Source organism: Thalassotalea fonticola (genome assembly GCF_032911225.1).
In the GTDB taxonomy this organism is placed as follows: domain Bacteria; phylum Pseudomonadota; class Gammaproteobacteria; order Enterobacterales; family Alteromonadaceae; genus Thalassotalea_A; species Thalassotalea_A fonticola.
Genome location: NZ_CP136600.1, coordinates 3527809 through 3546256 on the forward strand (window position 1 = coordinate 3527809; position 18448 = coordinate 3546256).

At 39.4% G+C, this 18448-nt stretch carries 19 protein-coding genes; 11 read left to right on the plus strand and 8 right to left on the minus strand.

Annotated elements, in window-relative coordinates:
* Positions 1-41: 41 nt before the first annotated feature.
* The 3 genes from RI844_RS14405 to RI844_RS14415 all read left to right on the plus strand — a co-directional run bounded on the left by RI844_RS14405 (position 42) and on the right by RI844_RS14415 (position 2529).
* A complete protein-coding gene (locus RI844_RS14405) occupies positions 42-839 on the plus strand; it encodes a type 1 glutamine amidotransferase domain-containing protein (RefSeq protein ID WP_348395365.1) in 798 nt (265 codons plus the stop codon).
* An 8-nt stretch (positions 840-847) separates the two neighbouring features.
* Positions 848-1240 (plus strand): hypothetical protein, encoded by a 393-nt coding sequence (locus tag RI844_RS14410; protein WP_348395366.1) that lies wholly within the window; start codon positions 848-850, stop codon positions 1238-1240.
* Between the two features lie 251 nt (positions 1241-1491).
* Positions 1492-2529: an NADP-dependent oxidoreductase gene (locus tag RI844_RS14415; RefSeq protein ID WP_348395367.1), complete on the plus strand. Its 1038-nt coding sequence runs from the start codon at positions 1492-1494 to the stop codon at positions 2527-2529.
* 71 nt (positions 2530-2600) lie between these two features.
* Here RI844_RS14415 and glmS read toward each other — a convergent pair whose 3' ends face one another.
* Positions 2601-4433, minus strand: a complete 1833-nt coding sequence (gene glmS / locus RI844_RS14420) for a glutamine--fructose-6-phosphate transaminase (isomerizing) (RefSeq protein WP_348395368.1) — start codon at positions 4431-4433, stop codon at positions 2601-2603.
* Between the two features lie 24 nt (positions 4434-4457).
* Complete coding sequence (locus RI844_RS14425; protein WP_348395369.1) at positions 4458-5219, minus strand: DeoR/GlpR family DNA-binding transcription regulator; 762 nt, start codon at positions 5217-5219, stop codon at positions 4458-4460.
* Positions 5220-5435: 216 nt separating this feature from the next.
* On the opposite strand from RI844_RS14425, the gene hutG reads away from it, so the two are divergent.
* A complete protein-coding gene (gene hutG / locus RI844_RS14430; RefSeq protein WP_348395370.1) occupies positions 5436-6227 on the plus strand; it encodes an N-formylglutamate deformylase in 792 nt (263 codons plus the stop codon).
* A gap of 19 nt (positions 6228-6246) precedes the next feature.
* Positions 6247-7620: a formimidoylglutamate deiminase gene (locus RI844_RS14435; protein WP_348395371.1), complete on the plus strand. Its 1374-nt coding sequence runs from the start codon at positions 6247-6249 to the stop codon at positions 7618-7620.
* 18 nt (positions 7621-7638) lie between these two features.
* On the opposite strand, the gene RI844_RS14440 is transcribed toward RI844_RS14435, so the two are convergent.
* The gene (locus RI844_RS14440; RefSeq protein ID WP_348395372.1) at positions 7639-7995 is read right to left on the minus strand and encodes a hypothetical protein; all 357 of its coding nucleotides are present in this window, start codon (positions 7993-7995) and stop codon (positions 7639-7641) included.
* A 157-nt stretch (positions 7996-8152) separates the two neighbouring features.
* Between RI844_RS14440 and ccoG the strand changes: the two genes are divergently transcribed.
* The 3 genes from ccoG to RI844_RS14455 are packed head-to-tail and all read left to right on the plus strand — an operon-like array spanning position 8153 to position 11283.
* Positions 8153-9598, plus strand: coding sequence for a cytochrome c oxidase accessory protein CcoG (ccoG, locus tag RI844_RS14445; protein ID WP_348395373.1), 1446 nt, complete (start codon positions 8153-8155; stop codon positions 9596-9598).
* Positions 9599-9609: 11 nt separating this feature from the next.
* The gene (locus tag RI844_RS14450; RefSeq protein WP_348398359.1) at positions 9610-10590 is read left to right on the plus strand and encodes a serine/threonine protein kinase; all 981 of its coding nucleotides are present in this window, start codon (positions 9610-9612) and stop codon (positions 10588-10590) included.
* Positions 10591-10647: 57 nt separating this feature from the next.
* Complete coding sequence (locus tag RI844_RS14455; RefSeq protein WP_348395374.1) at positions 10648-11283, plus strand: thiol:disulfide interchange protein DsbA/DsbL; 636 nt, start codon at positions 10648-10650, stop codon at positions 11281-11283.
* An 86-nt stretch (positions 11284-11369) separates the two neighbouring features.
* On the opposite strand, the gene RI844_RS14460 is transcribed toward RI844_RS14455, so the two are convergent.
* Both RI844_RS14460 and RI844_RS14465 read right to left on the minus strand, forming a co-directional pair.
* On the minus strand, positions 11370-11720 hold the full coding sequence (locus RI844_RS14460) for a RidA family protein (protein WP_348398360.1): 351 nt from the start codon (positions 11718-11720) through the stop codon (positions 11370-11372).
* Positions 11721-11762: 42 nt separating this feature from the next.
* Positions 11763-12344, minus strand: coding sequence for a TetR/AcrR family transcriptional regulator (locus RI844_RS14465; protein WP_348395375.1), 582 nt, complete (start codon positions 12342-12344; stop codon positions 11763-11765).
* A 129-nt stretch (positions 12345-12473) separates the two neighbouring features.
* Here RI844_RS14465 and RI844_RS14470 point away from each other — a divergent pair, with 129 nt between their 5' ends.
* On the plus strand, positions 12474-13529 hold the full coding sequence (locus RI844_RS14470; protein WP_348395376.1) for an alkene reductase: 1056 nt from the start codon (positions 12474-12476) through the stop codon (positions 13527-13529).
* Between the two features lie 72 nt (positions 13530-13601).
* Here the strand turns inward: RI844_RS14470 and RI844_RS14475 are convergent, their stop codons facing one another.
* From RI844_RS14475 to RI844_RS14485, 3 genes are all read right to left on the minus strand, one after another.
* Positions 13602-14279 (minus strand): TVP38/TMEM64 family protein, encoded by a 678-nt coding sequence (locus RI844_RS14475; RefSeq protein ID WP_348395377.1) that lies wholly within the window; start codon positions 14277-14279, stop codon positions 13602-13604.
* Positions 14280-14295: 16 nt separating this feature from the next.
* Positions 14296-14970 carry a single-stranded DNA-binding protein gene (locus RI844_RS14480; RefSeq protein ID WP_348395378.1) on the minus strand — a complete coding sequence of 225 codons (675 nt, stop codon included), beginning with the start codon at positions 14968-14970 and terminating at the stop codon, positions 14296-14298.
* Positions 14971-15041: 71 nt separating this feature from the next.
* Positions 15042-16052 (minus strand): LacI family DNA-binding transcriptional regulator, encoded by a 1011-nt coding sequence (locus RI844_RS14485; RefSeq protein ID WP_348395379.1) that lies wholly within the window; start codon positions 16050-16052, stop codon positions 15042-15044.
* A gap of 166 nt (positions 16053-16218) precedes the next feature.
* Here RI844_RS14485 and RI844_RS14490 point away from each other — a divergent pair, with 166 nt between their 5' ends.
* Both RI844_RS14490 and galK read left to right on the plus strand, forming a co-directional pair.
* A complete protein-coding gene (locus RI844_RS14490; protein WP_348395380.1) occupies positions 16219-17262 on the plus strand; it encodes a UDP-glucose--hexose-1-phosphate uridylyltransferase in 1044 nt (347 codons plus the stop codon).
* On the plus strand, positions 17262-18419 hold the full coding sequence (gene galK, locus RI844_RS14495) for a galactokinase (RefSeq protein ID WP_348395381.1): 1158 nt from the start codon (positions 17262-17264) through the stop codon (positions 18417-18419). Before RI844_RS14490 ends, galK begins: the two co-directional genes overlap by 1 nt.
* The last annotated feature ends 29 nt before the right edge of the window (positions 18420-18448 follow it).

Here is an 18448-nt window from a genome sequence, read left to right on the forward strand (position 1 = left end):
CGTTTGTCATTTAATATTAATAACCCAAAAGAGAGAAAATAATGCTAAAACGTATGCTGCAACAACAAACATCAATGAAATACCACGCCCTGTGGATCATGCTTGCTATGTCTTTTTACTTTATTTGCGGCAGTGTTATTGCTGCGCAAGTGAGTGGAGCAAAACAAGACATTGTTAATGATAAGGTGCTTATTGTTGTATCCAGTGACAAATATGGTTATTGGTTACCAGAAGTACTAGAGCCTTATCAAATATTACAACAGGCGGGTTTTGAAATAGATATCGCCAGCCCTAAGGGTGGTGAAGGAACCGCGAGAGGTTCGTCTCGATTGTCTAATAAGCAAAAAAAGTGGTTTGAAAACTCTACCTTACAAAATAAATTGTTACAGAGCATGCCATTAGCAATCATAGATAGTAATCAGTATATCGCCATATATTTTGCCGGTGGGGCCGGGCCAATGTTTGATTTAGTCAATGAATATGACGCACAAAGAGTTACTAGAGAAATATATGAGGCCGGCGGTATAGTGTCTGCTGATTGTCATGGTCCTGCTGCGCTTTTAAATGTTAAATTATCGAATGGTCAGCGCCTAATTGCTGACAAAGAAGTAACGGGCAAATCTAATATAGAAGAAGGTCGTTGGGCACTCAGTAATTACCCTTTCTTGTTAGAAGATAAACTTACTGAGGTAAGTAAAAAGTACAGTGCAAAGGGAAAAGGGAAGGTTCATGTAGTGGTTGATCAACGCGTTATTACCGGACAAAACCCTGCTTCAGCAGCCCCTATGGCTGAAGCATTGTTATCACAATTGAGCTTGCTGGTTGCAATAATTAAGTAAGGATCTCTATGTTAAAAGTTACCATGCTATTCATAGTAATCTTCAGCAGTGCATTGCATGCTGATGAAATTGAAAATAAACACTTAGATGGCGCATTTGGGCGAATATTAAAGATAGAGAATGATGAAAATAACTTTACTGAAAAGTTCAGTAGTACTTATATCATCATGCATAAAAAGTTATATGGCCCTAATGCCTACCTGAGTCAATTTAGATGTCTAGACGGTGTGGCGAATGAGTCAAAAGCAGCATTATTAGTTAGTGCTATCAATTCAACCGATAATACTCGTTGGACATATTTAATAAAAATGGCTTATGAAGAATCGCAGTGGCAAGTTATATCTATTGGCACTTATGATAAAATAAATTTTGAAAAAAATAAGAACAGTTATTTACAGTAATGAGCCAGTTACCGTAGACAGTCATTAACGTTTTTTGGTACACCTACACTCGATGAAGTGCTTTTTACCTTTATCTAATTTGATGGAGTATAGATACGACAACTTGTGCAAAATTAAAATGATATAAACTTATGTTTGTAAACGATAAAATAGATTAATGGTTTTGATAAAAATTGTAATGGCAATGAATACAAATTAAATATTGAACAGTGCTAAACTTTTACCTCCCTGTATTAACACTGGAGCTTTAAATGCAACATCAACAAGCGTGGATAATTAATGAGTATGCAAAGGGTGACTTAACCGGTAATGAATTGTCACTTGTTAAAATACCACAGCCAGATTTAAATGACGGTGAAGTATTAATTAAAACCTTATTGTTGAGTTTAGATCCCTCTAACCGTTTATGGCTAAGTGAAGAGAAAGATTATTTACCACAACTACAGATTGGCGACGTAATGCGCGGTTTGGTAGTTGGCAGAGTAGAAGAGTCTAAAGACGATCACTTTAAGGTAGGCGATCATGTTTTCGCCATGCTTGGCTGGCAACAGTACGCTGTAGTTTCTGCTAAGCAATTAACCGCGCAAAATGCGGCTATTAAATTTACTCCACATCCAGAAATACCACTTGAAGCTTATGTTTCTGCTCTAGGGTTAACAGGCTGGACAGCCTATGTTGGCATGCACCATATTGGTAATGTTAACCCCGGTAGTAAAGTGCTTGTTTCTGGGGCCGCTGGTGCGACAGGCCTGGCGGCATGTCAAATTGCTAAAGCAACTGGTTGTTATACGGTTGGTATTGCCGGCTCAGAGCAGAAATGTGATTTACTACGTTCAAAGTTTGAGCTGGATGGCACTATCGATTATCGCAATGAACAAGACTTATCTGCAGCGATGAAAGCCCAGTTTCCGAATGGCATCGATGTGTTTTTCGATAACGTTGGTGGTGAGATGCTTGATGCAGCTCTTGAAAATATGGCAATGAATGGCGTGGTTGTTGTTTCTGGCAGTATTTCTCAATATCAGACCTTGGAAGAAAAAGACAAAGTCTATGGCTTGAAAAATACCTTTATGCTGGCGAGTAAGCGTTTGCGCATGGAAGGTTTTTTAATACTGGATTACTTAGAGCAAATGGACTCGATTTTACCAACCATGGAGCAATGGTTGCTTGAAGGTAAACTACAATATCGAAATACTATTGTCGATGGCTTAGAAAATGCGCAAACGGCATTACCAAGATTATTTTCGGGTAAAAACACCGGCAAACTTGTTATAAATGTTGCTGGTTAAAATTGAAAGAAAACCATGCTTACCGGAATGTAAACATGGTATTTATACTTTAAATACGACTGGCAGATTAACTATTCAACCGTAACTGATTTTGCCAAATTGCGCGGTTGATCAACATCCGTACCTTTAATTATGGCTACATAATAGGACAACAATTGTAGGGGTAGGGTATACACAATTGGCGCAATAACATCATCACAGTGTGGCACGTTAATGACCTTCATTGTATCGTCACTGGCAAACTTTGCGTCAACATCGGCAAATACATACATTAAACCACCACGGGCACGTACTTCTTCCACATTTGATTTTAGTTTTTCAATCAAGTCATTGCGCGGCGCTACTACGATAACTGGCATGTCAGCATCGATAAGGGCCAATGGACCATGTTTTAGTTCACCTGCGGCATAAGCTTCGGCGTGAATGTATGAAATTTCTTTTAGCTTTAATGCACCTTCCATGGCGATAGGATATTGATCGCCACGCCCTAAAAATAATGAATGGTGTTTGTCGGCGAAATCTTCAGCTAAATCTTCAATGCTACTTGCCAAAGTCAGTACTTCTTCAAGCTTATTCGGTAAGCTCATTAGTGAGGTAACAATGTCTTTTTGTGCTTCATCATCCATGCATTTGTGCTGGCCAATGGCGATAGTCATCATCATTAACCCTACTAGCTGGGTGGTAAAAGCTTTCGTTGAAGCAACACCAATTTCGGCGCCCGCTTTAGTCATAAAGGCTAAGTCTGATTCACGCACCAGTGAAGAACCCGGAACATTACATATGCTAAGGCTGGCGCGATAGCCAAGATCTTTAGCTAAACGTAATGCTGCTAACGTATCGGCTGTTTCACCCGACTGAGAAATAGTAACAATCATGGCGTTTTTAGGAACAAATGATTTGCGATATCTGAACTCGCTGGCAATTTCAATGTTACACGATACGCCGGCGTGTTCTTCTAACCAGTAGCGGGCAACCATGCCTGAATGGTAAGACGTACCACAGGCAATAATCTGCACATGTTCTATGTCTTTAAAAATTTTATCTGCATCAGGACCAAACGCATCGCTATTAATTTTGCCATCGGTGAAACGGCCTTCTAAAGTGTTACGAATAGCGGTTGGCTGTTCATAAGTTTCTTTAAGCATAAAGTGGCGATACTCACCTTTATCACCCGCGTCATGACTAACCGATGCTTCAGTAATTTCACGTTCAACGCTGTTACCATCTTTATCTAATATGTTTACCTCAAAACGCGTGATTTCAGCCACGTCGCCTTCTTCTAAATAGGCAAAGCGACGAGTAACCGGTAATAAGGCCATCATATCTGAGGCTAAAAAGTTTTCGCCTAAACCGTAACCAATAACCAATGGGCTACCAGAGCGGGCAACAACAACCCTGTCTTTATCATTGGTATCCATTATTACCGTGCCGTATGCACCTTCAAATTGCTTGCTGGCGTTTTGCACGGCTTCGAGTAATGATTGAGCCGTTTTCAATTGGTGATGAACCAAATGACCAATAACTTCGGTATCAGTTTCAGAAACAAAGACATAACCTAAGGCTTGCAATTGTTCTCTCAGTTCTTGGTGGTTTTCAATAATACCATTGTGTACTACGGCTATGTTATTTCCTGAAACATGTGGATGAGCGTTAGCTTCGCTTGGTACACCATGCGTTGCCCAGCGAGTGTGAGCGATTCCGGTACCACCATGTACAGGTGTTTCATCTAAGGCATTTGATAATTCTTGTACTTTACCTAAACGGCGTACTCGTTGGAGGCTATTATCGCTGCCAATTACAGCAACACCGGCTGAATCATAGCCTCGATACTCTAAACGGCGCAAGCCTTCTACTAAGATGTCTGCTACATCACGCTGTGCTACCGCACCAACTATTCCACACATATTAAACCCTTAAAATTGTTATAATTAATTATATTTTGCACAAATCAGTTGAATGCCCTGTGCTTTAATTTTGTTTTGTAATTCTGTTGATAAACCATCATCGGTGATCAGCGTGTCTATGCTGTGCCATGGTAATTCTAAATTTGGAATTCTTCGCCCTATCTTTTCTGACTCAACCACAACAATTACCTCGCGTGCGACTTCGCTCATTACTTGTGAGAGACCAATTAGCTCATTAAATGTTGTCGTGCCACGATCTATATCGATACCGTCTGCACCAATAAATAATTGATCAAAGTCATATGATCTTAGTACCAATTCAGCCACTTTTCCTTGAAATGCCTCAGAACTTGCATCCCAAGTGCCACCGGTCATCAATAGAGTTGGCTCGTTTTCTAATTCATTCAAAGAATTAGCAATTGATAATGAGTTTGTCATTACCACTAGGCCTTTTTTTAATTTGAGCTCAGGGATAATCGCTGCCGTTGTTCTGCCACTATCAATAATGATGCGATTGTGATCACGAACATGCTTTGCTGCTTCTATAGCAATGGCAACTTTTTGCTTAGAGATTTTTTCAGAAGACGTTATTTCTTTAGGTAAAGGTACTGCGCCGCCATAACGGCGTAAGAGTAGCCCACTTTTCTCTAATGCTGATAAGTCCTTGCGAATGGTCACTTCAGATGTTTCAAATTGAACTGACAATTGATCAACACTCACTTCGCCGGTTTCGGTTAACTGGCTAAGAATATTGTGACGTCGCTGCTGAGTGTTTCTTTTTGACATAAGTTTCAGTTTATCGGCGTAAGTTTCGTTTCGAAAGAAGTGGGATTAAAACAAAACTTAAGTAAGAATGCAAATCAAATTGCTATAAATTAGGAATTCCTTTGCCTGTAAGCCGGCAAAATGTTAAATTGCCTTAATAATCTGTATATACAACTTGTGAGTGTTGATATTTATTCAATACAAATAAGCTCTTTTGAACTGCAACGTTAGGTTTTTATGACACATTCTACGTATACCTTAATAACCGGTCGAATCCCGCTATTAATTAGCATGCCGCATAATGGTGAAGAGATCCCGGATGATATTAAAGCTAAGATGACTGACATCGGTTTATCTGTGCAAGATACTGATTGGTACATGGATAAGCTTTATGATTTTGCTGTTGAGCTTGGCGCATATATTTTAATGCCTAAATATAGTCGCTATGTTATTGATTTAAACAGAGATCCTGCCGGCATAAATTTATACCCTGGCAGTGATACTACTGAGCTTTGTCCAACCACAAGTTTTGAGTCCAAAGCGCTATATTTACCCGGTCAACTACCTGACGAAGCTGAAAACGAGCGCCGGGTTAAACTTTATTGGCAGCCATATCATCAAGCCATTTCATCAACTTTAGATAAGATACAACAACAATTTGGTAAAGCCGTAATGCTTGAAGCACATTCAATTGCATCTGTAGTGCCAAGGTTTTTTGATGGACAACTACCGGATTTCAATTTTGGTACCAACAATGGAGTAAGTTGTGCTAGCGCATTAGTTGCAGCAATTGAAGCGGTTGATTACTCACCTTACAGTCAAGTAACTAACGGTCGTTTTAAAGGTGGCTATATCACCAGAGCTTATGCAGATTTAGAGCGTAACATCCATACTTTGCAACTTGAGCTGTCGCAACGAACTTACCTAAACGAAGAATCGTTAACCTATAATGAGCAGCAGGCTGATTTAGTTAAGCCTAAGTTAGCAATGATTGTCGATGCTATGGCAAAGTTTGCCTTAACCAGTTAACCAATAAAATAGATTTATTATGATGAAACTATTCGCAGAAAATATTTTGTTAGCCACAGGCTGGCAGCAAAATAAAACCTTACATATAGACAATGGTGTGATCAGCAACATTACTGATGGCCAAGAGACAGATGCAGAACTAGTCACTGGTGCGGTTATTCCAGGTATGGTGAATTGCCACTCGCATGCGTTTCAGCGTGGTTTTGCCGGATTTTCTGAGCAAGGCAGTGATCGCGGTGACAGCTTTTGGACTTGGCGCAAAATTATGTATCAGTTTTTGGATAATATTTCTACTGAACAAGCCGAAGTTATTGCCAAGCAGCTGTATATTGAAATGCTTAAAGCCGGCTATACAAGAGTGGCAGAGTTTCATTATTTGCATCATGAAAAAGATGGCAACAACCATCAGCAGCTTGCTGCTATGGCAAAAGCTATTTTTAACGCTGCAGATGATACAGGCATAGGACTTACCATGTTGCCAGTAATGTATCGATTTAGTGGCTTCGGTCCACTTGCGCCTAATGATGGTCAGAAGCGTTTTATCAATACAATTGAGCAATTTAATCAATTAGTCAGTGATTGCTTTGCCATGGCTAAAACCAGTCAAAACGCTAATGTTGGTATTGCTCCGCATTCATTACGTGCCGTAGATAAAGAATCATTAGTTGCGGCAGTTAAACACGTACGCAGTCTTGATGAAAAAGCGCCGGTGCATATTCATATTAGTGAGCAGCAAAAAGAAGTACAAGATTGCTTAGCTCACTATGGCAAGCGTCCAGTGCAATGGTTACTAGACAATATGGAACTCGATCAACATTGGTGTTTAATTCATGCCACTCATATCGATGAACAAGAGGTTGCCGGAATTATTGCAGCTAAAGCCATTGCCGGTATTTGTCCAACTACTGAAGCCAACTTAGGTGATGGTATTTTCCCTACTACCGAGTTTATGGTGCAAGGTGGTCAAGTTGCTATTGGCTCTGACAGCCATATTAGCGTGTCGGCAATTGAAGAAATCCGTTTACTTGAATACGCACAGCGCTTAATCAAGCAACAGCGCGCTATTTTAGCAAACAATGAAACCCGTTCTGTCGGGCAGAATTTATGGCAACATACCGCCAAAGCTGGGGCATTAAGCACTAGTAGCAATATTGGAGAACTCGCTATTGGCAAGCAGGCCGACTTGTTAGTACTTGATGAAAGTAAAACCCGTTTATTTGCCAATCAAAATAATTTTATTTTAGACAGTATGATGTTTGCCAGCCAAGACAATCCAATAAAAGACGTGATGGTAAATGGTCATTGGTGTGTTCTAAATGGCGAGCATAGTGAACAAAATACTAGTGCTGATGCGTTTGCTAAGGTGTTAAAAGACTTAGGTGATAATCGCTAGCCTATAAAGAGCATAAGGTTAAAGAATTCTATATTGATCAATAGTTGCACAAACTTTCAATTGATACTGTCTGCGTAACCGTGGGTTGTCTTTCGGCTCTACGCAGTACTCTTTATGAAATGTTTTTAATGAGTCACGTGTTTGCGCCACTTTTTTCACATAGGCAACTTCATTTTTAGAGAACTTTTTAAAGTCTTGCTGTAAAGCTGAAATCAGCTTAGATGGGGCAACTTTGGCCTTGGTATCAGCGATTTCAGCAAAGCTTTCCTGTGCTTCTTCTTTTGTTGTACTAAGCCATTCATTAAACTCTTCATTTGGATAAAAGTGTAAATACACGGCTATAGCAACAATTATTATTATTAGATTTTTAAACATGTGCGCTCTATTTTATCGAAATGAGTCATTAACTATGATAATAACTCATTTTGTCAAAATGTTAAAAAAATTCAGAAAACTTAATCTAAATCACGCTTTTACCCTATCTTTTGGTTATAATTAGCCGATAAAAACATATCTAAATTTCGGAATGGCCATGGTTGACAATAAAAAGCCTGCAGAAGTACAAACTCAAACAATACCGGTTAAAAATATTAAGGTTCATCGACCTAAATCTGGTGGTGTTGAGCAATATAAACCACGCGATCAAATTTATGTTCGTAAAGTTAAAGGCTTCTTCCAAAACATTCGTCGTAAAATGAATATTTTTTTCCTAGCCATGTTTGCCGCCCTTCCTTGGCTGCAATACAACGGCCAACAAGCAATTTTATTTGATGTTGGTGAGCAAAGGTTCAACATTTTTGGGTTAACGCTTTGGCCGCAAGATTTAACCTTGCTCGCTTGGATTTGTATCATTGGCGCGTTCTTACTGTTTTTTGTCACGACTTTTTTAGGGCGAGTTTGGTGTGGTTATTTATGCCCCCAAACCGTGTGGACATTTATCTTTATCTGGTTTGAAGAAAAACTTGAAGGTGCTGCCAATAAGCGCAAAAAACTTGATTCGCAACAGATGAATTTTGATAAATTCTGGCGTAAAGCGCTGAAACATAGCTGTTGGCTGCTATTCTCGTTGTTAACTGCTATTACCTTTATTGGTTATTTTACCCCAATGCAGCAGTTAACCATCGACTTTTTTACCTTTAATGCCTCAGTGATGATCACTCTTTGGATCTTGTTTTTTGCCTTTTGTACTTATGGTAATGCCGGTTGGATGCGTGAAATTATGTGTTTGCATATGTGTCCATATGCACGTTTTCAATCAGCAATGTTTGATCAGGATACATTAACCGTTTCTTATGATTACCGCCGTGGTGAAAACAGAGGGCCAAGAGGACGCAAAGTTGATCCAAAAGAATTAGGTTTAGGCGACTGTATCGATTGTAATCTGTGTGTTGAGGTTTGTCCTACTGGTATCGATATTCGTAATGGCCTGCAATATGAGTGTATAAACTGTGGTGCTTGTGTGGATGCTTGTGATGGCGTGATGGAAAAAATGAAGTATGAAAAAGGACTTATCCGCTATACCACCGAAACAGTTCTCAAAGGCAAAACTGTGCATATTCTGCGCCCAAAACTGTTTATGTATGCAATTGTATTGGTGCTAATGGTTGGCTTCTTTGTCAATGATATTGTTAGCAGGGTGCCGCTACAACTTGATATTATTCGTGATAGAAACGCCCTGGCACGTGAAAATATTGATGGCTTTATCGAAAATGTTTATACCTTAAAAGTATTAAATAAATCGCAACAGCAAGCCAGTTATAAAATAGATGTTGAAGGCTTGGCAGGCTATGAATGGCAAGGCGATAGAGTGGTAACTGTTGATGCCGCTCAAATGCATACTATTGCCATTAGTATTGCCGTAGACCCGTATGATTTGAAAGAGTATATGACCGATATATCGTTTGTCATTCATCAAACAAAACCTGCTAATAATGATGTGATCATTAAACAAAGCAGCGTGTTCTTTAATAAACGATGAGTACTAATAACTTGGCAGACTTTAGTTTTTCATCCCTTCGGCCGGAAACCATCATTGATGGATTAGAAGCCGCAGGTTTTAGTGTCGCCAGTGGTTTACTGGCGTTGAACAGTTATGAAAACAGAGTGTATCAATTTCATGACGACGACATGGTAAAGTACGTTACCAAGTTTTATCGACCTAATCGCTGGAGTCTTGCGCAAATTCAAGAAGAGCATGATTTTGCTTTAGAACTTGAAGCGCAAGAATTACCTATGGTTGCGCCACTGGTGAAAGATGGTCAGAGCATCTTTACTCATCAAGGCTTTACCTTTGCGGTGTTTCCTTGTCGTGGTGGCCGAATATTTGAAGTAGACAATTTAGACCAACTGGAATGGATGGGCCGCTTTGTTGGCCGTATACATGCAGTTGCCAGCACTAAGCCATTTGTATGCCGCCCTGAAATCAGCACTGAAGAAAGCTTAATTCAAGCTCGAGAGATAATTGCTAATGGCAATATGGTCAGTTCAGGTTTACATTTACCCTTTTTTACTGTCTTAGATCAAGTTATAGATATTGCCATAAGCCAATATAAACCGACTAAAAAGATACGTTTACATGGCGATTGTCATGCAGGTAATATTTTATGGACTGATGCTGGTCCACACTTTGTTGACTTGGATGACTGCCGTACTGGTCCTGCCATACAAGACCTTTGGATGATGCTTTCCGGCGACCGCCAAAATAGGTTGTTACAATTGGATACGCTTTTAATGGGCTATGAGGAGTTTTTTTCATTTGAACATAATGAGCTAACACTGATAGAATCATTACGTTCAATGAGATTAATTAATTATATGGCGTGGTTAACTAAGCGTTGGCAAGATCCAGCTTTTCCGCGAAACTTTCCCTGGTTTAATACCGAGAAATATTGGGAACAGCAAATTTTAATGTTAAAAGAGCAGCATGCTATTTTACAAGAGCCAAGTTTAAGTTTGAACTTAGGTAACTAAAACTTAGATACGACTAAGCCATAAATATAACAATATATGCAAGGAATTTGTTAAGTAATGAAAAAGTTTATTAGCTCAATTTTTATCGCCTTAATGGTATCAGCGTGTTCACAAGCTGCTGACTACAAAGAAGGCACACATTACACTGTAGTAAATGATACTGTGTCAGCAAAACCGGAAGTACGAGAATATTTCTCATTCTATTGCCCGCACTGTTTACGTTTTGAACCATTAATGAAAGACATCAAAAAGTCTTTACCTGAAGGTGCTACATTTGAAAAAAATCACGTAGATTTCTTACGTGCAGCAAGCCCTGAAGTGCAATTTAACATCACTAAAGCAATGATTGCTGCTCAGCAAATGCCTCAAGCAGAGCAATTAATTGCCGCAATGTTTGATGCCATTCAAGTACAGCGTAAGCCATTAGCATCTACTGCTGAATTACGTAAGTTATTTGAAGGTGTTGGAGCCGATGGTGAGAAATTCGAAAAATTAATGTCTAGTTTTGGCGTTAATTCAAAAGCTAAGCAAATGAAAAAGTTTCAAGATGAAATGACTCGTAAGGGCGCGATTACTGGCGTACCAACCATTATTGTAAATGGTAAGTATAAAGTTGAAGCTGGCGGTCTAGATCGAGCAGACTTCTTAAATGATTATAAAAACGTGGTAATGTATTTACTAACGTTAAAATAATTTAAACGCTAAGTACTAAATTTTAAAGGCCCTGTTAGGGCCTTTATAGTATCTAGGGGAGGAGCAATACTTAAATGCTATAAACGTTACTTTTCTGCAGCAACAACTGATATTTCAACTAATAGCGCATCGCGGGCCATACTTGCTTCTACGCAGGCTCTTGCTGGCGCAAATCCTGCCGGTACCCAGTTATCCCAAACTTCATTCATTGCGGCAAAATCAGCCATGGTTTTAACATAAATGGTCGCCGATAAAATGTGTTCTTTATCACTACCCGCTTGCTCTAATAAGGTTTCAACTTTATCCAACATGGTTTGTGTTTGTTCAGTAATGCCTTGCTCAGCATCTTTACAAACTTGCCCACATAAATAAATGGTGCCGTTGTGTTTTACAATACGGCTCATCCGTTGCTTGGTTTCAATACGTTCGATCATAATTTTTCAGTGATTTAGTCATTAATTAAATTGAATTTTAACAGCTTAGGCAGAAATGTCATGATAAAGCTGTTGCGCTAATTGTTCTAATACATCTGCTTTAGGATGGGTGTGCGCAAAAGTTCTTAAACCGTAAATCCCCATCAAAAAATAGCGGGCTAAATGAGTACTATCTTTTTCGGCGTCGATGCTTTGTTCAGTTTTTGCTTGCTCAAATTTTTCAGCGAGAGCCTGCTGTAACATTAACAAGTTATCACTAATAATTTTTTGAATTTCTTCATCTTGCTCTGCTATTTCATTTAATGCTTTGGTCAGTAAACAAGATTGTGCGCTGTCGCAACTTAAGCACTCGGCCACCACATTATCAAGATAAGCCTTTAAATTAATTAGTGTTGGTTGGGTACCTGAAAAAAATTGCTCAAACTCGGTTTTTCGATCTAACCGATATTGCTCAAGTGCAGCCAATAATAAACCTCGTTTATTTTCAAAGGCACAATAAATAGAACCTGGATGTAATCCTGTTGCCGCTTTGAGATCTTGCATGCTGGTTTTAGCATAACCTTTATGCATAAAAGCATTCATTGCTGACCTTAGGACTTTTTCTTTATCAAATTCTGCATTACGCATTAATTCTATAACCTTAAACACATTATATTTTCGATTGTACGCAATTTTGAATGAACATTCAAAAATAATAGTTGAATGTTCATTCAAATAAGGTTATCTTGAACGCACATTCAAAAAAGAGATTCCGCGATGACTGAAAATTTATTTAAACCTTATGCGCTAAATAATACGATTAATTTGAACAACCGTATTTTAATGGCGCCGTTAACACGCTGCATGGCAGATGATGATTTAGTGCCAACCCAAGCTATGGCCGATTATTATGCTCGCCGAGCAGAAGCAGGTTTGATCATTTCTGAAGCGGTGATAATTCGCCCTGATGGTCAAGGCTATCCCAATACTCCTGGATTATTCAGTCAGTCACAAATAGAAGGTTGGCAACGGGTAACGTCAGCAGTACACAATAATGGCGGTAAAATATTTGCCCAGCTTTGGCATACTGGCCGTGTCGCTCATCCTTACTTTTATAGTAATGGCGATGATAATGCTGCAGTCATGGCACCATCAGCTATTGCTGTTGAAGGTAGCGTACCAAGAATGCGTGAACTCACCTATAAAACGCCGAAAGCCGTAACAATAGATGAGATCAACACCTTAATATATGATTATGCGCAAGCGGCCGAAAATGCGATTGCGGCAGGTTTTGATGGCGTCGAAATTCATGGCGCTAATGGCTACCTCATCGATCAATTTTTGCATCATGACAGTAACCGTCGTACTGATGAGTACGGTGGCAATAGTGAAAATATGAGTCGCTTCGCATTGCAAGTTGTTGATGCCGTTATTGACCGAATTGGCCATGATAAAACTGCATTAAGAGTTTCGCCAGGAGCCTATTTTAATCTGGAAGGGGACAATCGAGACCGTGATGTATTTGATCACCTGCTACCTCAACTAGAAAAGCGAAATTTAGCGTTTCTGCATATTGGTATATTTGACGATAGTATGGAGTTTGACTATTTAGGTGGCCGCGTTTCTAGCTATGTAAGAGCTAACTATAATAAAACATTAGTGGGTGTGGGCAGTTACAGTGCAGAAACTGCAAGTAGCGCAATAGATACTGACAAATTTGATCTTGTCGCTATCGGTAGGCCTTTTATCGCTAACCCTGATTATGTTGCAAAAATTAGAAATAATGAGCCACTAGTCAGCTATTCTGATGAAATGTTAACGAGCTTAGTTTAAGCGTTATAGTAATTCTATTAAGTTAAAAACAAGAGGCTTCGAAACGAACAACCTCTTGTTATAGTGCTCTAGTTATTTGCTAGTTTCTAACTCAATTTTATATTTATGATACAAGCGATAACTTAATAAACAAGCGACAACACTTAGTACAGCACTTGCCCCTATTTGCCAATAAGACATCATTTGAATGCCACTGCCGGCCAAGGCAAATATTGCCATTTGTGGGAAGAAACCTAAATATGATGCGCTAATGTATTTTTTAGCTGAAATATCACCAACACCGGAACATAGGTTCAATAGAAAGTTATTACCGGCGGGAATAAGACGAATAATAAAGGTTTTTTGGAAGGTGTCTTTTTGCAGGAAATTGTTAAAGATTTCAACTTTGTCACTAAAGCGTTTTAAAACTAATGGTCTGGCAATAAATCGGGCCGTATAAAAGGTGATGCAACAACCTAATGCTGCCGCAAAGGTAGCAACTAAAGTGCCTTGCCATATACCAAACGCATACCCTGCGGCAAAGGCGGCCACTTGTCTTGGCAAACCTACACTTGTTGCTAAAGCAATCACCGTAATAAAATACAAAATGCCGGAATTACCTTGCTGCTTAATGCTGTTATCGACCCAATTCTGATCAAATTGAGATAGTAGGCCTGAGTAATTGAATAGCAACCCTATGGCTGCACTGACTATTAAGAAAAAGCCTAAAAATGTAATAGCGGCTTTATATTTCAACCAAAAAGATTTCATCAACAATAGCCAAAAATTAAGGTGCAGGGCAAATGATAACTTTCTTGGCTTCAATCAATTGCTGTTTTTTATTGGTGCTAAGGTAACTTACCGTCCCTTCTATAAGGATTTGCTCTTCAGGTTGAGCTTTACTGGCAAAAAACTCTGCGCTTTTGCCCCAAAGATGAACTAAGCGACTGATCTTTTGACCTTTAAAGTGATGATCGGATTCTACAAAGCCTGGCTCATTAATTGTTACGGTAAATTCAGCCAAACTTACGTTGTTTTCAGTGGTTACTAACTTAACTGCAGAGCTTAAAGTCGCATTACAAATAAGCTGGTTAATACCGTTGTGGATACCTTTACCAATTAACGACAAAGACTCAATTTGAATGATATCTTTATTACGTTTTTTACTGGTACTCATCGCGCCATGTATTAATAGTAACTGGCCTTTGTCAGCATAAAGAAAGTGCTTTTCTACGTCATGACCTTCAAAGTGACAGGTATGATAGCTAGTCCAGTCTTTAAACGAGTTGGTTCTCTTATCAAACCAAGACTGATTAGTCGCAATTACGAATTCTGCAATAGGCACAACAGGGTTTGCCCGATAACGAATTTCAGGCTTGGCAACTAAATTACCGGCCAAAATTACATGACATTGTTGTTGTTTTTCTACCGGTTTATCAATAGGTCTGGTTTTATCTGTCATAACTTGAATTAGGGATTAAAAGTTAACCGCTATAATAAGAAAAAATTACCTGGATGAACACTAAAATTATATTATTGATCATTTATACTGGTTGATTCACGCTTTGTCAGTGTTGGAATATATTTAAAGTCTTTTGTATTGTTGTTTTTGTCATTCTTATTGGCTAAATCAAGGGCTAAATTTGCAGCTTGAATTGCCATTTCTTCAATAGGGTAGTTAAGTGTGGTAAGCTTAGGTCTTGAATAACGTGATAGTAATACATCATCAAAGCCTATTACTGAAATGTCAGTAGGTACTCTGTAACCATTATCTTCTAACGTTGAAATGGCACCAATTGCCATTGCATCGTTATAAACAAACAAGGCGGAAAACTTTTTACCTGAGGCTAATAACTTCTGCGTGGTAATTTCACCACCTTGTAAGTTAGGTTCGCCATATTCAACCAGTTGTTGATCAAGGTTAAAGCCAGCAGCATTTAGCTCACTCTGAAAGCCTTGCAGTCTGAGGCTCGGATCATCAATTTGATACTTACTGGAAATACAGGCAAAAGTTTGATGCTTTAACGTTAGTAAATGTCGAGCTGCTATTTTGCCGCCTTCTAAATTATCTAACCAAACACAGCGATGAGCAACTTGTTCAATATATCTGTCGATGAGCACTAACCCTGATACTTTATTTGTTAATGCAATCAGTGCGTCATCAGATAATTTTTTACTATGGATCACCATCACATCACAGCGTCTTTCAATAAGTAAATTAATGGCTTGTTGCTCAGATTCTGCCGTAACTAAGCCGGTACTTAATAGCAGTTGCATGTTTTGCTGGCGAGCAACTTGCTCAACGCCATGGGCAAGAGAAGCAAAAAAAGGGTCGGTTAAGTCAGGAATAACAACACCAACAGTGGTACTTTTCTGTGTCACTAATGCACGAGCATTGGCATTAGGTGTATAGCCTAAATCAGCCATTACCTTATTAACATTCTCAATGGTCTTCTTACTGACTTTCGGTCCGTTATTTATAACTCTGGATACAGATGCAACTGAAACACCGGCAATTCGAGCGACATCTTTAATGGTGGCCATTAGGGGTAAATGTTTACCTTCACTGTCTTTTAAACTTAACCATAATATATATTATTTGGCATCTGATAGGCAAGTTATAAGTGTTTTAACGAAAATTAATACTTGCATCACAAAAGGTAAACGTTTACCCTTTGGTGCATATGGTATAGCGAGGCATGTAAATATTATGACAAATGAATTTGACCCTACCGAACATCCGCATCGAAGATATAACCCATTAATCGATGAGTGGGTGTTGGTTTCACCTCATCGGGCAAAGCGCCCTTGGCAAGGGCAAGTAGAAGCCCTTGATGAAGAGCAAAAGCCGGCGTATGACGAAAAATGTTTTCTTTGTGCAGGTAATATCAGAATAAATGGTGAAGTAAATGCTGACTATAAAGAGACGTTTGTGTTTACTAATGACTTTGCTGCGATTAAACAAGATACCCCAGTTGTTGAAAGTGATGATCCGCTGTTTAAAATGGCCACTGAACAAGGTGAAAGCCGAGTGATCTGTTTTTCTCCTGATCACAGTAAAACCTTACCGCAGCTGTCAATAAGCGAAATTTCCAGCGTAGTAGATACTTGGCAAGAACAGTGTGACGAGTTAGGGAAAAGCTACACTTGGGTACAGGTATTTGAAAATAAAGGTAGCATAATGGGCTGCTCTAACCCTCATCCACATGGGCAAATTTGGGCACAGCAACAATTACCCACTTTGGTGATGAAAAAGCATAAAGCGCAACAAGCTTACTTTGACCAGTATGGCAGTAACTTGTTGCAAGATTACGTCGCCAAAGAGGTAAAAAACCAAGAAAGAGTTGTGGTAATTAATGATGATTGGTTGGTAGTCGTACCGTATTGGGCTGCCTGGCCGTTTGAAACCTTACTTTTACCACGATTCCCAGTAACCCGAATTACCGAACTAAATGCACAGCAGAAATTATCTTTAGCTGACATTCTCAAACAAATCACGATCAAGTATGACAATTTATTTAATTGTTCTTTTCCTTATTCTATGGGTTGGCATGGCGCTCCTTTTGATGGTGAGAATCACGATTCCTGGACCTTACACGCTAGCTTTTTCCCGCCGTTACTGCGCTCCGCTACGGTTCGTAAATTTATGGTTGGTTATGAAATGATGGCTGAAGCACAACGCGACCTTACAGCAGAGCAAGCTGCACAAAGGTTACGTGACTTATCTAATATTCATTACAAGGAGCAAAACTAATGACTCAGCAAAGCCCAGATCAACAGCAGCTTGCCCAACAGTTATTTAGCCAACAATTTGAAAGAACTGCAGAATTAGTTTGTCATGCCCCGGGCCGGGTGAATTTAATTGGTGATCATACCGATTACAATGATGGCTTTGTATTACCAGCCGCGATTAATTATGGCACTACTATTGCCGCATCAAAGCGCGAAGACTCAATAGTTAAAGTGTATGCTCATGATTGTGACGAGCAAACCAATGAATTTAACCTGAATGAAGTATTGTTTGATCAGCAGATGATGTGGAGTAACTACGTAAAAGGCACATTACTAGCATTGATGGAAAAATACCCTGATATTAAAGGCGCTAACCTTGTTGTTACGGGGAATGTGCCACAAGGCGCGGGCTTAAGCTCTTCAGCCAGTTTTGAAATTGCCATTTTAAAAACCTTTGCCGAGCTTTATCAATTAGATCTAGATGGCATCAGGGCAGCTCTAATGGGGCAAAGGGCCGAAAATGAATTTGTTGGTTGTAATTGTGGCATCATGGATCAACTTATTTCTGCAATGGGTCAGAAAAGTCATGCCATGCTGTTGGATTGTAAAGACTTGTCGTTTGAAGATGCGCCTATTCCGGATGACTTAGCGTTGTTCATTGTTAATTCAAATGTAAAACGAGGCCTGGTCGACAGTGCATACAATTTAAGACGCGAGCAATGTGAACAAGTGGCCCAATTCTTTGGTAAATCGGCGTTACGCGAAGTTACCATGGAGCAGCTTAACGATGCTAAAGAGCAAATTGAACCTGAGTTGTTCAAGCGTGCCCGCCATGTAATTAGTGAAAACGCTCGAGCAGTTGCTACGCTAACTGCTCTGAAAAATAATGATATTGCCAGCATTAGTGTGGCAATGAAAGAATCTCATAATTCTTTGCGTGATGATTTTGAAGTGACCACCAAAGAAATGGATGGCCTGGTAGAAATTATTGATGGCGTTGTAGGTGTCAATGGTGGAGTACGAATGACCGGTGGTGGTTTTGGTGGCTGTGTTGTTGCCCTGGTGCCAAGGGCTTTGGTGACAAAATTAACAGATGTGGTTAATAATGATTATCCACAGCAATTTGGTTTAAAACCAAGCATTTATCTATGTACGGCAACGCAAGGCGCATTTAGATAATTACAACAAACGAATAACTCGAGACAACG

Excerpts from the sequence above, each read along its gene's own strand:
- RI844_RS14405 (WP_348395365.1), top strand. The coding sequence starts at position 42 with ATGCTAAAACGTATGCTGCAACAACAAACATCAATGAAATACCACGCC.
- RI844_RS14410 (WP_348395366.1), top strand. The coding sequence starts at position 848 with ATGTTAAAAGTTACCATGCTATTCATAGTAATCTTCAGCAGTGCATTG.
- RI844_RS14415 (WP_348395367.1), top strand. The coding sequence starts at position 1,492 with ATGCAACATCAACAAGCGTGGATAATTAATGAGTATGCAAAGGGTGAC.
- glmS (WP_348395368.1), bottom strand. The coding sequence starts at position 4,433 with ATGTGTGGAATAGTTGGTGCGGTAGCACAGCGTGATGTAGCAGACATC.
- RI844_RS14425 (WP_348395369.1), bottom strand. The coding sequence starts at position 5,219 with ATGTCAAAAAGAAACACTCAGCAGCGACGTCACAATATTCTTAGCCAG.
- hutG (WP_348395370.1), top strand. The coding sequence starts at position 5,436 with ATGACACATTCTACGTATACCTTAATAACCGGTCGAATCCCGCTATTA.
- RI844_RS14435 (WP_348395371.1), top strand. The coding sequence starts at position 6,247 with ATGATGAAACTATTCGCAGAAAATATTTTGTTAGCCACAGGCTGGCAG.
- RI844_RS14440 (WP_348395372.1), bottom strand. The coding sequence starts at position 7,995 with ATGTTTAAAAATCTAATAATAATAATTGTTGCTATAGCCGTGTATTTA.
- ccoG (WP_348395373.1), top strand. The coding sequence starts at position 8,153 with ATGGTTGACAATAAAAAGCCTGCAGAAGTACAAACTCAAACAATACCG.
- RI844_RS14455 (WP_348395374.1), top strand. The coding sequence starts at position 10,648 with ATGAAAAAGTTTATTAGCTCAATTTTTATCGCCTTAATGGTATCAGCG.
- RI844_RS14465 (WP_348395375.1), bottom strand. The coding sequence starts at position 12,344 with ATGCGTAATGCAGAATTTGATAAAGAAAAAGTCCTAAGGTCAGCAATG.
- RI844_RS14470 (WP_348395376.1), top strand. The coding sequence starts at position 12,474 with ATGACTGAAAATTTATTTAAACCTTATGCGCTAAATAATACGATTAAT.
- RI844_RS14475 (WP_348395377.1), bottom strand. The coding sequence starts at position 14,279 with ATGAAATCTTTTTGGTTGAAATATAAAGCCGCTATTACATTTTTAGGC.
- RI844_RS14480 (WP_348395378.1), bottom strand. The coding sequence starts at position 14,970 with ATGACAGATAAAACCAGACCTATTGATAAACCGGTAGAAAAACAACAA.
- RI844_RS14485 (WP_348395379.1), bottom strand. The coding sequence starts at position 16,052 with ATGGCCACCATTAAAGATGTCGCTCGAATTGCCGGTGTTTCAGTTGCA.
- RI844_RS14490 (WP_348395380.1), top strand. The coding sequence starts at position 16,219 with ATGACAAATGAATTTGACCCTACCGAACATCCGCATCGAAGATATAAC.
- galK (WP_348395381.1), top strand. The coding sequence starts at position 17,262 with ATGACTCAGCAAAGCCCAGATCAACAGCAGCTTGCCCAACAGTTATTT.